The organism is Sporosarcina sp. BP05 (genome assembly GCF_014282005.1).
Taxonomy (GTDB): domain Bacteria; phylum Bacillota; class Bacilli; order Bacillales_A; family Planococcaceae; genus Sporosarcina.
In genome coordinates, this window is sequence record NZ_JACFTD010000014.1 from 64,224 (window position 1) to 79,649 (window position 15,426).

Annotated in this window: 13 protein-coding genes; 6 read left to right on the forward strand and 7 right to left on the reverse strand. The window is 42.1% G+C overall.

The window, feature by feature from the left end; all coding sequences use genetic code 11:
- Nucleotides 1-26: 26 nt before the first annotated feature.
- From H2672_RS14550 to H2672_RS14560, 3 genes are all read right to left on the reverse strand, one after another.
- A complete protein-coding gene (locus tag H2672_RS14550) occupies nt 27-1,460 on the reverse strand; it encodes a sodium/proline symporter (RefSeq protein WP_186672560.1) in 1,434 nt (477 codons plus the stop codon).
- Between the two features lie 48 nt (nt 1,461-1,508).
- Complete coding sequence (locus H2672_RS14555; protein ID WP_186672562.1) at nt 1,509-2,669, reverse strand: NAD(P)/FAD-dependent oxidoreductase; 1,161 nt, start codon at nt 2,667-2,669, stop codon at nt 1,509-1,511.
- A gap of 145 nt (nt 2,670-2,814) precedes the next feature.
- On the reverse strand, nt 2,815-3,789 hold the full coding sequence (locus H2672_RS14560) for an ornithine cyclodeaminase family protein (RefSeq protein ID WP_186672563.1): 975 nt from the start codon (nt 3,787-3,789) through the stop codon (nt 2,815-2,817).
- A gap of 323 nt (nt 3,790-4,112) precedes the next feature.
- Here H2672_RS14560 and H2672_RS14565 point away from each other — a divergent pair, with 323 nt between their 5' ends.
- Complete coding sequence (locus H2672_RS14565; protein WP_186672565.1) at nt 4,113-4,400, forward strand: hypothetical protein; 288 nt, start codon at nt 4,113-4,115, stop codon at nt 4,398-4,400.
- A gap of 218 nt (nt 4,401-4,618) precedes the next feature.
- On the opposite strand, the gene H2672_RS14570 is transcribed toward H2672_RS14565, so the two are convergent.
- The 3 genes from H2672_RS14570 to H2672_RS14580 all read right to left on the reverse strand — a co-directional run bounded on the left by H2672_RS14570 (nt 4,619) and on the right by H2672_RS14580 (nt 7,902).
- The gene (locus H2672_RS14570; protein WP_186672567.1) at nt 4,619-5,164 is read right to left on the reverse strand and encodes a DL-endopeptidase inhibitor IseA family protein; all 546 of its coding nucleotides are present in this window, start codon (nt 5,162-5,164) and stop codon (nt 4,619-4,621) included.
- 791 nt (nt 5,165-5,955) lie between these two features.
- A complete protein-coding gene (locus tag H2672_RS14575; protein ID WP_186672569.1) occupies nt 5,956-6,384 on the reverse strand; it encodes a VOC family protein in 429 nt (142 codons plus the stop codon).
- Nucleotides 6,385-7,311: 927 nt separating this feature from the next.
- Nucleotides 7,312-7,902 carry a hypothetical protein gene (locus H2672_RS14580; protein ID WP_186672571.1) on the reverse strand — a complete coding sequence of 197 codons (591 nt, stop codon included), beginning with the start codon at nt 7,900-7,902 and terminating at the stop codon, nt 7,312-7,314.
- A 578-nt stretch (nt 7,903-8,480) separates the two neighbouring features.
- On the opposite strand from H2672_RS14580, the gene sda reads away from it, so the two are divergent.
- Nucleotides 8,481-8,621 carry a sporulation histidine kinase inhibitor Sda gene (sda, locus tag H2672_RS14585; RefSeq protein WP_186672573.1) on the forward strand — a complete coding sequence of 47 codons (141 nt, stop codon included), beginning with the start codon at nt 8,481-8,483 and terminating at the stop codon, nt 8,619-8,621.
- A gap of 102 nt (nt 8,622-8,723) precedes the next feature.
- On the opposite strand, the gene H2672_RS14590 is transcribed toward sda, so the two are convergent.
- On the reverse strand, nt 8,724-10,109 hold the full coding sequence (locus tag H2672_RS14590) for a S41 family peptidase (RefSeq protein ID WP_186672574.1): 1,386 nt from the start codon (nt 10,107-10,109) through the stop codon (nt 8,724-8,726).
- A 430-nt stretch (nt 10,110-10,539) separates the two neighbouring features.
- Between H2672_RS14590 and H2672_RS14595 the strand changes: the two genes are divergently transcribed.
- From H2672_RS14595 to H2672_RS14610, 4 genes are all read left to right on the forward strand, one after another.
- On the forward strand, nt 10,540-11,262 hold the full coding sequence (locus tag H2672_RS14595) for a GntR family transcriptional regulator (protein WP_186672575.1): 723 nt from the start codon (nt 10,540-10,542) through the stop codon (nt 11,260-11,262).
- A gap of 212 nt (nt 11,263-11,474) precedes the next feature.
- Nucleotides 11,475-12,884: a YfcC family protein gene (locus H2672_RS14600; RefSeq protein ID WP_186672576.1), complete on the forward strand. Its 1,410-nt coding sequence runs from the start codon at nt 11,475-11,477 to the stop codon at nt 12,882-12,884.
- A gap of 53 nt (nt 12,885-12,937) precedes the next feature.
- A complete protein-coding gene (locus H2672_RS14605) occupies nt 12,938-14,029 on the forward strand; it encodes an NAD/NADP-dependent octopine/nopaline dehydrogenase family protein (RefSeq protein ID WP_186672577.1) in 1,092 nt (363 codons plus the stop codon).
- Nucleotides 14,030-14,164: 135 nt separating this feature from the next.
- Nucleotides 14,165-15,061 (forward strand): hypothetical protein, encoded by an 897-nt coding sequence (locus H2672_RS14610; protein ID WP_186672578.1) that lies wholly within the window; start codon nt 14,165-14,167, stop codon nt 15,059-15,061.
- Nucleotides 15,062-15,426: the final 365 nt, after the last annotated feature.

A 15,426-nucleotide genomic window follows, 5' to 3' on the forward strand; every position in this document is an offset into this window, starting at 1 on the left:
ACATATCTAATCTCTTTAATAAAGTCCTACGACTCCTTCTTATCCGGGAACAGTAAACTAAAGACAATCCCGAACGCCGCGGCGATGAAGAACGTCGTGAATCGGGAAGTAGCGATTTCTTCAAGCGGCGTCGAAATCCAGATCACCGTGCTGACAAATCCGGAGATGATTGTCGCGATCACGCCGATGCCTGAGTACCTTTTCCAGAAAAACGTCAAGATGATGGCGGGCGATAATGTGCATCCCACTCCGGCCCACGCCCAACTGACGACCAGAAAGACCAATGACTTGGATGTCAAAGCGATGATTAAACCCACGAGCCCAGCAATAATGATGGTGATTCTTGATATGGCGACAAGCTTCTTTTCCGATAGTTTCTTTTTCAATGCGTTGTTTATAATATCCTCACTGACCGAGCTGGTAATGACCATTAACTGTGAATCTGCGGTTGAAATGATAGCTGCAAGGATACCTGCTAGCAAAATACCCGCAATCCAAGGAGGCATCAAGTCAAGGATCATAAATGGCAAGATCATTTCGACATCGGCAAACGCTTGCCCTTGGTACAATGTGAGCGCAGTAATCCCAATCATGAACGCGCCGCCATATGCCAACAGTGTCCACGTGATGGCGACGATACTTCCCGTTCTTGCTTCTTTTTCACTTCGAAGTGCCATAAAACGAACACTTAGTTGCGGCTGTCCGCCTAGGAAACCGAAAAACCAAGCGAAGTTATTGAACAATAATAGCCCCAGAGAAAACCCGATTGCTCCTCCTGTCCAGGAATCCATCGACGGACCCGCTGCAGTCAAAGCTTGGCTGATAGACAAATCGGCTGCTGAAATATGGAATAGGGCAACGATGGGCAACACAACTAATGTGATAAGCATCATTACACTTTGAATCATATCTGTCCAAACGACCGTCACAAATCCACCGATGTAAGCGAGTATAATAACGACTATGATACTTAAAATAGCGCCAACTGTCGTAGGGATATTGAAAACAGCGAATAATGTTTTACCCGCTCCGGCAATTTGAGCCCCGAAATAAAACATCATAAAACTGAAGATAAGGATGGTAGTAAGCCAAAGGATGATTTTTCCGTGTTTTCCAAAACGTTTCGCCAAATAGCTAGGCAGTGTCAACGCTCCGGTCTCTTCCGCCTCCCTCATGAAGCGTTTCGCTAAAAATAACCAAGCAAAGATAATACCTGATGCAATCCCCACCGCTACCCAAACGCCTGATAGACCTGTCGCAAAGACAAAGCCTGTATAGCCTAAAAGGAGCCAAGCGGATTCCCCCGTGGCACGCTCAGAAAACGCCAATGCCCAGCCCGGCAATTGCTTCCCACCGAGCAGAAAATCAGCGTGGCTTTTCGTACGCCGACTAACGACATAGCCGACCACGAGCATAAGCACTAGATACAAAACGAATTCAATCATTATGATAGTATGCAATTTTCCCATCCCCCTCGAATTTGGTAGTTAACTCCTTACGTTCGGCAGTTATACGATGGCATCTTCCAACACTAAATCATTTTCCGCAAATCGTTCGACACGCAGTGGTGTAAGATCTAACGTTTCATAGCGCCCTTTACAAATCAGCTCTGCCAACCCTTGTCCAACTCCTGGAGCCTGTTGCATGCCATGTCCACTAAAACCAAGTGCCATATAATAGCCTTTCATTAGCGGATGCTCGCCAATAATGGCATTTTGATCTTGCGTATTATAATCGTATAATCCCGCCCAACCCGATTCCAACTTCAACCTTTCGAAGTTCGGAACACGGTGCGCTAAAATAGGCCACAATTTTTCAAATGATGAGCGCTTCCATGTGAAATCAATGCCAGGTTTACAGTCATCTGAAAATCCCGCTACTACTTTTTCGCCTTCATGACGGAAATAGACACCTGATGGATCGATTGTTAATGGAAGCTTCTTTTCAAGAGGCTCTGATGTATCAAACACATACATTTGCCTTTTTAGCGGTACGACCGGCACCGGCAGACCGATTTCCTCACTTAAAGCAGCTCCCCACGCACCAGCACAATTGATGACAATTGGGGATGAATAAACCGTACCATTCGTTAAACGTACGCCCGTTATCTTGTCCCTTTCTGTCAATAAAGAAATTATTTCCCCGGAAATATAATCTACTCCCAACGCCAGGGCATTTCTTCGATACGCTTGCATGACGGAATATGGATCGAGGTAACCATCTTCATGACAATAAAGGCCCCCCGCCAAATCGCTAGTTTCCAGTTCGGGAATAATGGTCACTAATTCTTGAGGGGACAGCAATTCAGAAGGCACACCGTATTGATGTTGTTTCTTTAGTTGTTTGTCAAAGTAAGGAATCATACTTTCCGTCGCTAAAAACAAATACCCTCGCTGCTTGAAATCGATTTCTGCGGGCTCCCCGTCTAAAGCCATTTTTTCAGCAAAATCTTTATACACATGTAAGCTATACCGGCTGAGTTGAATATTTATAGCTGTCGAATATAATTGCCTAAATCCCCCCGCGCTGCGGGCCGTGGAAGAGTATTCATAAGTAGAATCTTTTTCAAAAACAAGAATACGCCCTTCAAAGCCATTCTTTCGTAAGGAATAAGCGGTACTTGACCCCATTACTCCGCCACCTACAATGATGATATCTGCTTTGTGCATCTGACTTTTCCCCCTTCAACTAAAAATAATCGTATGTCTTGTCCCACATATCTATTTACTCAAGATATGCTGGACTTATTCAGTTATTCCGAATTCATAAAACAAAAAAAGAGTTCACTGACAAACTTAATCAGTGAACTCTTTTTTACAAATCAACAATGACGCCCTTTTTACTCTTAATTGCCAAGTCATATAAATATTTAGCAACGACGATATCCACAATTGCCAACCCAACCGATTTGAAGACTGTAATCTCCTGATCGTCTTCTCTACCAGGTCGTTCACCACCTACAATTTGTCCAAGTTCGGCATGAAGTTCATCCTGGGAAAAAACGCCCTCTAGAATCGGTATATGTAGGTCCCCGGCTTCTTCAAGTGCCGCCTCCCTAGATTCAACTACGACTTTAGTGGCTGAGCAAATGGCGTCGGTTGGCACTTCTTGCATCGTAGGTCGAAAAGAACCCACTGCATTCACATGAATCCCAGGCTGTAAGATTTCCGAAAACACCGGCGACATAGACGTTGTAGCTGTCACAAGAATATCGGAATTTCGGACTACCTCGTTCGGATCCAAACAGACGACCACTTCTTTTTGAAATGTAGTCGCTACAAACGTCGCAAATTCATGCGCTTTCTGTTCACTGCGATTGAACAGATAAATGGTCTCAATATCGCGCACAGCTAAAATCGCTTCGCAAATTCCTCTCGCCTGTTCCCCAGTCCCTATGATTCCTAAACTCCTAGCATCTTGACGTGCTAAATACTTTGTTGCAACACCTGATAAAGCCCCGGTTCGAATAAGCGTTAAATAAGATCCCTCCAGTAATGCTAGCGGTTCCCCCGTCTTGATATCCGACAGTAAAACAACACCATGAATCGCCTTTTTCCCACTATCTTTATTCCCTGGGACGACCGTTACATATTTTAGTCCCATCGTATCTAAGCCCTCAGCAACCGAGGGCATCACTAATCCAGAATTCCCATTTCCAAAAGGGAGAGCCGTTCGGATTGGCGTGTCCGTCTTTAATGCCGAGAATTCCTTCAAAGCAACCTCAACACATTGCAAAACTTCATTCATGTCCACTAGATTCTTTTGATCATTTGCGCTTAAAATCAACATCTACTTCACTCCCATGTTTTTAACTAGCTGTCTGTTAGAAACATATTGCAAGCATCATGGTTTTATACGCTATGTTTTCCCCATAATATCTTTCGACAATAAACCCCTTCATTTTACACTGTGGATAAAGTTACTAACACCAGTTTAACCAAGTTATCCGTATTGACTGACATTTCAAACAAGTTACACACAGGATATCCACCGCTTTTGTGGATAAGTTCCGATTATTCTATACTTATACCCAATTCCAATTATTACTCAGCAGTTTCTCCCATCCCATCTATCATAGAGAGAGAAACTAGACTAAAGGGGCACAATAGAAATTGAAGAAATTTATACTGTTTTCACTACTACTCTTTGTAGCATTTCCAATTTTCACAGAAACCACTGAAGCATTAACTGTAAAATCGATAAAAATTACCGAAACCACTTCTGTTTTCGATGACTATCAGAAAGTTGCTGTATTCCTAAAAGGCGCTTCGTACACCGTGGTGGATGAATCAAACCTTTTTTATCATACAGTCATCGGAAACGATCAAGTCATGGCCCAGCATATCCGTATGGAAAACGTAGTTTGGCAGCGATTCACGCCTTACAAGAAGCCGGAATAAGCAGTGCTCATCCAATTGATGAAGGCAATGTCTTCCGAGGTGATTCCCTCTTCGAACTAAAATTTCAGCGTATCCACTCCAACATAAACTTGAAGGACCTTGCGAATTAATTGCAGGGAGGATAAGCTTTCTCCGCTGGATGACAGTCTTCCAGGACACTATCCCCATAATTTCAAAACATAAAAACCTCTTCCAACTTATGGAGAGGTCTTCATGTTTTACTTCTTATATTCCGGAAGCTTACTTATACGCCAACCAGATTTCCTCACGTATTCGTATGTAACTTTGAACGTATCAAATGTACCTGTATAACCCACGGGCACACTGACTTCGAATACACTTTTATTCTTTTTCGATTTCACCACTCTTGCTGTCGCCTCACGCCATTGAAGAAGCGAACCACCATCGGCCTCCACCTGCGCCAACCTCCTTTTTTGTTTAATAAAGTTTTGGTCCTTGATGAACTGTTTGGCAACTTTTTTTGTCACCGACTTCTCCAACTCAATCCTTAATTCCCTCTTCGTATCCAAGTTGCTAGCCATATAGCGATATGTCTTCCCTTTATAGTTGAACCTCTTATATTCCCCTTCAGTATAGGCCCCACCTGCTTGCACAAGACTCGCTGTCGCTGCCCAACTTGCAGCAATCTCCACCGCTTTTACCGACTGAACTTCACTTTTTTTCACCTCGGCAATACCCGATTGCTGGCATGCAGTACATAACAACAGCACTAGCAATACGCTAAGTAGCCAAAACTTTTTCAACTCAATGCCCCCTCCAATACGCTCCATATGTCCAAATTAGGTGTAGGTCCTGCCAATTATCTATATGCGAGAGAGGGGAATGATACGTATTTTGTTAAAGAAAAGCGTAAGCGCCTTGGTAGACCCGACAAGCGCTGGAGGGCCTTAAGTTAAAGGCGCTCTTTGCCTTTAACCTTAAGGACCAAAGCGATTCGAGGGGCTAGGCGCTGGAGTCTAGACAATAAGAAAAGCGTAAGGCGCCGTCCAGCTCCGACAGGCATAAGACGGTTTGCGAGGAGGGCGTACTTCAGCCCCCACAGCAAAACGGCTTATGACCCAAGGGGTTGGCGCCTGGAGATAGACAATTAGAAAAGCGCAAGGCGCCGTCCAGCTCCGACGGGCATAAGACGGTTTGCGAGGAGGGCGTACTTCAGCCCCCACATCAAAACGGCTTATGACCCGAGGGGTTGGCGCCTGGAGATAGACAATTAGAAAAGCGCAAGGCGCCGTCCAGCTCCGACAGGCATAAGACGGTTTGCGAGGAGGGCGTACTTCAGCCCCCACAGCAAAACGGCTTATGACCCGAGGGGTTGGCGCCTGGAGATAGACAATTAGAAAAGCGCAAGGCGCCGTCCAGCTCCGACAGGCATAAGACGGTTTGCGAGGAGGGCGTGCTTCAGCCCCCACAGCAAAACGGCTTATGACCCGAGGGGTTGGCGCCTGGAGCTAGACAAAAAAAAAAAACGCAAGGCACTTTGAAGTGTGCACATTGCGTTTTATCTATCGAGACATCATGACGAATTTGTTTCAAATCACATGAAAACTTCCCCATTATCGTAATTAAATTGCCACTCAATGCCAAACTTGTCCGTTATTTGACCGTAGTATTTGCTCCAAAATGTTTCTTGGAGTTCCATACCTACCTTGCCGCCTTCTTTCAAATTACTAAATGCAGAGTTAATCTCTTCCAGATCTGTACTAACAAACGCAAGGCTAATATTATTTCCTTCAATAAAAGGCATGCCAGGAAATACATCCGAAAACATCACGTTGCTTCCACTAATGTTCAATCGAGTATGCATAACCAATTCTTTCGCTTCTTCTGGAAGTGGATATTCTGGATTAGGCGGTGTTTCTCCAAAAGTCATAATTTTTGGTGCTTCTGTTCCAAAAACCTTTGCATAGAAATTCACCACTTCACGACAATTCCCATTAAAATTAAGATAGATATCAACAGCCATTATCTTCACTCCCTCACTATAATTACATTTTAGAACAAAACAATTGTCCCACTATTATAACACTTCAATCGTGTGGCTGTCATGCGCGTCACTAAGGAAGATCGGCAACTCCGACAATCCATTTCCTTCTATATATATCACTAGTTTTATGTTTATCAAAATGTAGCCCAGGAACTATAAAAAAACATCCCTAAACCAAACCGGTTCAGGGTGCTGCATTTTAACCGTTATCAACACGTCTGCCAATTAACCATTTACCGCCACAAAGCACTAGTGAGAAGGGCTCGAAAACCCCCATTTCCACTAGATCATTTTCGGTTCGCTTGCGGCGAAATATTCATGACAACACTTTTCGGTAATCCTGTTGCGAATAGTTGCCTGTCACGTCCCTACATTATTTAAGTGAAAAATGCAGTTATGTTTGATAGAAACAAATAGATGATTTTCTATTTAGATTGTAAGTGCCCGAAGATGCAATTTCGGGCACTCTTGCACGTTGAATAATGTGCTTCATACTTACTTTTAACAAAGAGTATACATCTAGTCATGTGATGTCTTATAGAAAGAGACACTTCTTTAAAATAAAAAAGAAAAAACCATAGAGAAAGCATCAGCCGCCAAAATTTCATCTTTGGCGGCTTTTCTCCAGTTAAGAAGCCAGCTATTCTTTCGTCCCAAAAAGCTTCAGCACTACTATGTGTACTTTTGCATTTGGAGCGCGACGGATGAAGGAACACCATATCATTACCGAAAAAACTATGTAGGGATGCGACTTTGTCGCATCCCTACATATCCAGACATCTCGGTAATCGAATAGAAGTCATTCAATCCAAAGCAATCCGAATGCGACCCTACACGTAGCACCCAGTGTGTGATCAAGTTATTTGCTGGTTACTTCTGGTTAATCAACACGTGTGCGTTATCAATTCACCAAGAGACTGTCATCCAACGATTCAACACATCCACAATTAAAGAGCCTTGCAAAAGAACAAGGTAGATAGTAAAGGCAATTCCAAAGGTAACGATATAGGCAATGACACAGTATAGTGGATCAATTCCACCTACTTCTTGGGTCAATAATTTTATCAGGATATACAGCGGTATGACGAAGAACGAAAATAGGAGCGCGAAGGATAGAAGAAAGTTACTGTAGGTGTACGCTTTTAGTAGGAGCAAAATAAAGGCAATCAATACGAGGAATGTGGACGGGATAAGGTGCGTTCCGTAAATACCTATAAAACTTTTAAAGGATTGCTCGGGACCAAGAAACTTAGTCGTCAGATACAATGAACCGACGATAATTACCGTGCTGATAACGACAAATAACAAACAACCCCCAACCACCGAGATAAATGATGGTTCGTACGAAGCTTCATGAAATGGAAATGGTGCACGTTTCATGAAGGTAAATAAAATTAGACCCATAAAAAACGCCATAATACCTATATTTATTATGCCATTCGAAAACTCCTTTTCACCTTGTTTGAGTACTAAAGAAGGGTGCTTCAAATAGTTCAAAAAATAGTTCCAGTACTTGTTAGAAGCAATTTTAACCCTTTTGATGTATTTATTTGATTGAAGACTGGATTTTCCAGCCGCCCGACTTCTTGTTTGCTTCGCGCCCAAAGGTATTCCACAAACTGCACAAAAATTCCCCTCACTTTGTCTCTGTCCGCAATTTATGCAGTGCAATCTATCCCCTCCAATTTTCAGTCGTTGTTAAAGTTTCACTTTCAACAACATCAGTACACTATTCTATTCCTTCAACTCACCTTTTTATTCCAACAGGGCTTTTTTACAACAATTAGCAGGAAATCCATAAGAAACCCAAAAAAATGTTTCGACAAAATCTGCATTTTCAGTTTATGTGGATAAGGTTACTAACGTTATACCTAGCATTCACTATGCCCCCAGGGTCGTTGCAAACATGTTAACCACAGCTTATCCACCACCTTCTGTGGATAACGGAACGGTTGTTCTTAACCCCAATCTTTGGTAGATTAAGTGTACAACGTTGTTACGTACCATTTTATGCAAACACATTTCAATTTAGTACACATAATCGATAATCTATACAATTGGAGGTGGAATCCCGGATGAATAAACTACCTGATGACTTGTTGATTGAATCCTATTTCAAAGCAAAAGACATCAATCTAAGCCCTCACTTTATTCAATTATTAGAAGCCGAAATTCGTCGACGCTCTTTACACTATAAAGTCCAACTTTCTTCCTGATTCTTCCGACGCCCTTTTTAAGGGGGCTTTTTTTCCACAACAAAAAGCACCAAGTTCCATCCGACTCAACATTTCTAAAGTCGGTGAAAACCCGGTGCTTACTTATTTTACCGATACCTCTAGGTAAGCTCCCTGTTTCATCGGTTTATTTTGCGTATTTTTATAAAGTGGATGAACCACAAGCATATATCTACTTCCCGACATCAATGGTTTATTCGGAACGACCGTAATTGTAGTACCATTTACTACCTTTATAGAAGCCCCGATCTCTTGTCCTCCCAATTCGATAAGTTGAACCGTTGTTTTATCGCTACTTTTCCAATTCATTGTCGTATTCATTTCAACCGTAAACTTCTTGTTTACGTGGACATTAACAAGTTCAGGAAGCTGTTTGTATCCCTTCAACTTTTTAACTAATTGATCATGATGGGACACTTCGAGCTCAGCCTCTTTTTTCGTTATGACATCTGGCTTAACACCCACTTTATCCACAGACTGCCCGCCCGGCGAATAAAACCTTGCTGTCGTCATCTTCAACACACTGCCATCATCAAATCCGTACATCGCTTGCATCGTGCCTTTACCATAGCTCGTTTGACCGTATAACGTAGCCGTCTTCTGCTCTTTCACTGTCGCAGAGACCATTTCTGAAGCACTCGCACTGTATTCATTAATCAAAACATGAGTTGGTCCCTTAAACTTTCTTGGTTGAATGGTCGACGGATAAGTCATTGGTTTACTGTTCTTTTCCCTTAATCGAAACGCGTTTGCTGTACTTGGGAAGAATCCTGCAACGTCCTGTGCCGCTGTTATGTAACCGCCGCCGTTGTTACGCAAATCAACAATCCATCCATCTGCTCCGCTTAAGGATTGAATAGCTTTGTTCATTTCTCTCGAGGATTCCATCGCAAAACTGTTCAGTCGAATGTAGGCGATATTGCCGCCAAGCATTTCAAATTCAACATTCGGCAGACTAATTTCTTCCCGCGTAATTTTTTTCGTGATAGGAGCTAGTTGACCCATCCGATTAATTGTTAACGTGACCACTGTGTTTTCTTCTCCGCTAATTAACGATATGGCAGTCTGAATCGACTTCCCGATGATACTTTTTCCATTTACATTTGTGATCACGTCGCCCGGTTGCATTTTCGCTCGCGCCGCAGGCCCATCCGGAATTACCGATATGACTTTGACACCTTTCAAATCTTCTTCAAGCACAACACCAATTCCAACAATTCGCTGCTCAATCCCATTTATAAATCCTTGGTACTCCTTCGCACTCATATAGACGGAATGAGGATCTAGTTGTTTTATAATCTCCTTAACTGAGCCCTTCGACAACACCGATTCTGGCACGTCATCGACATAGTAATCGCGTACCAACTGGCGGATCTCATCAAGAGGTTCGGCTGATGCGGACGTTACCTGCGGAAGAAATACGAATAGCATAGCAAATAATAACAGAAATGATTTTAGGCTTGTCCTCATGCTGATTAATACCTCCTCTTCATTTCAACTTTCTTCCATTATACGCTTTTCGTTAACTGGCTCCAAGGTAAATCAAAACTAATCGAAGTATTTTATAATTACCCACATCTGTTGATTAACCCAAAGTAACCAGTGAATAACATGATCACCTCCTGCCCGCTACTTGTATAGTTGCGCTTTTGGTTTGGATTGAATGACTTCTATAAGAAATCACATAACTAGATGCATACTCTTCCCTAAAATTTAGCAAGGAACGCATTGTACAAAGTACTAGTGTGCCCGAAATTGTATCTTCGGGCACTTACAATCTTTATAGAATTTAATTTGTTTGTAACCGTTTTCAAAAAAAAGCTTTACAATCAAATTCCCAACCTGTATAGTACTGAATAGTTATAATATTATAATCATGTAAGGAAAAAGGGTGGGATGCATGAAAATCGATAAAACAGCGACAACACCTCTCTATTCACAGATAGAGGTGATTTTAGAAGACAAGATTGTTACAGGTATTTGGGATGAAGGTGCTCAGATTCCAACAGAAAATGAATTGGCAGAGGCTTATGATGTCAGTAATATTACAATTAAACGTGCGATTATGAATCTAGTGGATAAAGGGATGCTCGTTCGGCAACGTGGCCGGGGGACGTTTGTTACTAATTTGCAAAAAGAGAAAAATATCCATAAATCCGAATTTATCAGAATGGATGATGAAGTAAGTAGTTCGCATGATTTACTTGCCAGTGGATTCAACCAGTCGTATCCTGGTATTGCCAAAAAACTTGGATTGCCAGTAGATACAAAATTCGTCTATTTGGAGCGAATTGGATACGAAGCAGGAGAGATTGTTTCCCTGGAGTATACCTATATTCCGCAGGAGATTTGGCCACCTATTGAGCAACCTCCGAATAAGGACGCGTTCATCTATGATGTGCTGAAAAAAACATGTGGTATTTCCCTGGCACGTTCGAAAAATTACTTTTCTGGTGCAGTAGCCAATGAAAAAGAAATGAAACTGATTAATGTTCGACCAAATACACCACTCTTTGTTTGGGAGCGAATTACCTATTCTACAACGGAGAACCCCGTTGAGTATTCAAAATTTATCATGAAACAGGATAAAGAGAAGTATTATGTAGAGTTTGATCTAACGTGAAAATTGGTTAGATCGGTAATTTTCAAACCTTGGGTCACAGTAGTACTAGGTATTTCCTTATAAAACACCTTAAACCGTTTGTGTTAGTAGAAACTATGCATTGCGTAGTTTCTATAGTATATAAAGTTATAATGTTATACTCAAGTAAACAAATAGTATGTACGAGCTAATTTGACTGAATGTTCCTAAACTATAAAAGGATGGTGGATTGAATGGAAAAGCAGAAAAAGAGATGGAAATTGAAAGCACCAAACACAACTGCATTACTCATGTTGGTGATTGTTATGGTTGCGTTATTGACCTACATTGTACCCGCGGGGCAGTATGAGCGGGTTATGGACGACAAAACGGGCAGGGAATTAATAGTTGCAGACAGCTTTTCTTATACAGAGTCATCACCCGTTGGACCTGGAGGTATATTGGCATCTGTTTTTAACGGAATTGTCGGTGCTGCTGAAATCATCGCGTTTGTATTAATTGTCGGCGGAGTCTTTGGTGTCGTCGTAAAAAGTGGGGCTATCAATGCAGCGTTGGCCAAACTTATTAAACGCCTTCATGGAAGGGAATCTCTTTTCATCGTAATTGCTATGACCGCATTTGCTATTGGTGGTGCAACGTTCGGAATGGCAGAAGAGACATTACCTTTTGTTGCGATTGTACTAGCAGCGACAATCGCCATGGGTTATGACCGAATTGTCGCGGTGTCAATTGTCGTCGTTGGGGTCTATGCTGGATACTCTGCTGGTCCTCTCAATCCTTTCAACGTCGGGATTGCACAAGGTATTGCGGGGTTACCTCTCTTCTCCGGTATCGGACTACGCACCATTTTAATGGTTGGCGGATTGATTATTGCAATTCATCATACATTGAGATATGCCAAGAAAGTAAAACTTAATCCTAAAACAAGCCTTCTCGCAAATGAAACAACTGAAGTGGAAACTGATTTGACACTGCTAGACAGCCTCACAATGACAAAAAGACATAAATGGATCATGGCTGTTTTGGGATTATCGCTTGTTGCACTGGTATTTGGCGTACTGAAATACGGCTGGTATCTTGGTGAAATTTCTGCACTAATGTTACTTATGGGCATTATCGTTGGTCTTATCGCATTTAATGGTAGCTTCAATCAATTTACAGATGAATTCATGAAAGGTGCAGCTGAAATGACAGCTGCTGCACTAATTATAGGACTATCACGTGCAATTCTCGTCGTTATGGCAGAAGGACAAATCATTGATACATTCGTTTATGCAGTGTCTGTTCCACTTGGGAGCTTAAACAGTGTCTTTGCGGCTTGGGGAATGTATATTTCACAAGGTCTCATCAACTTTGTTATTCCGTCATCTACAGGACAAGCAGCTGTCGTCATGCCTATTATGTCGTCCATTAGTGATGTCATCGGCATTAATCGACAAATTGCAGTCCAAGCATTCCAATCAGGAGACGGGTATTGGAATATGATTACACCAACACATCCAGTTCTCATGGCTGCACTTGGAATTGCGGCTGTACCATTCGGCAAGTGGATACGCTTTGCAGGACCACTCGTTCTGAAATGGACAATTTGGACAATGATTATTTTAGCAATTGGCGTTTGGATTAACTGGGGTCCATTTTAATTTGAACTATTATTATAATGGTTTAAAAATTACTTAATTAGGAGTAGATAAAGATGAAAACAAGCATGAAATGGACGATTTTAGGTGGCGGCAATGGTGGCCAAACGACAGCTGGACATTTAGGAATGATGGGCTTCGATGTCACACTTTATGATATTTTCGATGAAACGATCCAAGTGATTAAAAAGCAAGGCGGGGTCTATCTTGAAGATGCACTAATTGGATTCGGAAAAGTTAGCTGCGCGACAACGAATATCGAAGAAGCTTTACAAGATGCAGATATCGTACTAGTCACGGTACCCGCTACTGCACACACAACTGTCGCTAAAGCATGTGCACCATATTTGAAAGATGGTCAAATTGTCGTTCTAAACCCGGCTGCAACTTTCGGCTCGCTAGCATTCAAGAAAACGCTTGAAGATGAAGGATGCACTGCGACTGTTACACTGGCGGAAACGAATACATTGTTGTATGGCTGCCGGATCATCGAACCCGGTAAAACACAGGTATTCGGACTAAAAAATAGGATTTTGACCGCAGCCCTACCTGCAACGGAAACGACAAGAGTCGTTGCAGCTTTACAAACTGCGTTTCCACAGTTCGAAGCCGCAGATAGCATCCTTGTAACAAGTTTTGACAATACGAATCCGATTTTGCATCCTGCAACAACACTACTAAATGCAGGTACAATTGAATCAGATCGCGAATGGCACTTCTACATCGACGGGTTTACTCCGTCGATTGGACGTTTTGTTGAGAAAATGGATGAGGAACGGCTTGCAATTGGACGAGCTTTAGGTCTTGAACTCCTCTCATGTCGTGAACAGCTTGAAGTGGAATACAGTGTGTTTGAAGATAACTTAGCAGAATCGGTGCGCAGCAACAGCGTGTATAAGGATATCAAAGGGCAAAAGACGCTCAACACGCGCTATCTAACAGAGGATATTCCTATGGGACTCGTACCCTTCGTGGCTCTCGGAAACTTGCTTGGTCTACCAACAGCCCGAATGGAAACGATTATCGACATGGGTCAGTTGGTACTTGAACAAGATTTGATGACGGGTGCACGGACGCTTGAGAACCTTGGCATTGATGGCATGACGCCAGAAGAGTTTGTTCAGTATGTAAAGACTGGCCAACGATAAGTTACTGAAGAAGGTGTCAGTAACTACAACATCGACGTTTAAAGAAACGGGCTTTATCGTTCAGATAAATCTGTAATTTCCATGTATCTCCTGTATAGTTGAATGCACAACTACCCAACAAATGGAGGTACCAATATGCACAAATGGATTTCACGATCGGCCATCTTGCTTCTCGCAATCATTGTAGCGGGATGCAGCCCCACCAAAGAACAGATACCCAGTGATAAAACTGATCAGGATGAAAATCCGCCTACTACTGACGTAATTGTCTCCGAAAGCCCTTGGGACGGTGATTGGATTTTCCTAAGCGATAAGATACTCGGTACCCTGCACATTACTGAGAACGCTGATAGCGAATTCGACTACAAAATTAGCGGCTCACAGCCAACTACCGAAGGCTCTTCTCCGGTAGCACTTACCTTTGAAGGGAACGGAAAAATTGACGGCAATCAAGCCGAAGCCACTTGCGAACCTGCCGCCAACTGTAAAATGATGATTGAGATGGATGGTTCAACGCTCAAGCTCACCATCAATGATGAAGTTACGGACGGATCTGAACTTATACTCAGCGGTGAATACAAAAGATCTTCTTCTATAGAAGAAACTCCTGTCTTCCGTATGAAAAATGACCAATTCCTAATCTACGGTGTTCTGCAAGGCGACAAACCGTCATCAGTGAAAGCTACGCTTGGCAATCCAGAATCTGAAGGCCCTGATGAAATGATACAAAATTACTGGATCCAACAGTACCCTGCGAAGGAATTACTCGTCACGTATTACGACGATTGGGTAGAAACGATTTATTTCACAACAACAAAAGAGGCGCTTGAGGCGGAAATCGCAGAACACTTTGAAGGCGACCGCTATCGCAATAAAGACGGTACCGACTATTTACTAGTACCGCAAAATCAAGATCTTTTACTGTATAGCTCAAACGAAGAAGACCCATCCAAAATCAATGTTCTCGTTACAGTAGCTGACGAAAACTTTTATTATGGGTTGGAGCACGGTGAAATTTCCAAGGTGGAATGAAAACAAAGAAAGTCAGCCGACTTTGAGAGTAACCCGTTCAGTTGAGTGGTACAAAATGCAAAATAAAGAACGAAATAGACCGCTAATTCGCATATGAATTAGCGGTCTTTAAAATGCCTATACATCAACATTTATAAAAAAATGGCACTTGTTTTAACAATCGAATTGACATATGAATTAAACGACCAACAATAATTATTGTAAGGTGAAAATATTGTGTTAAAACCACTGCTAATTCAGTGGTTAAATTGCAGGGAAATGAAGATGAAACAGATGAGATTTATTCAATCAAAAAAACACTGAAAATAATTCAGCGTTTTTGTTTTTATAAGTAATATTTTTTCGTCCTTCTTCAACTAAAGCTA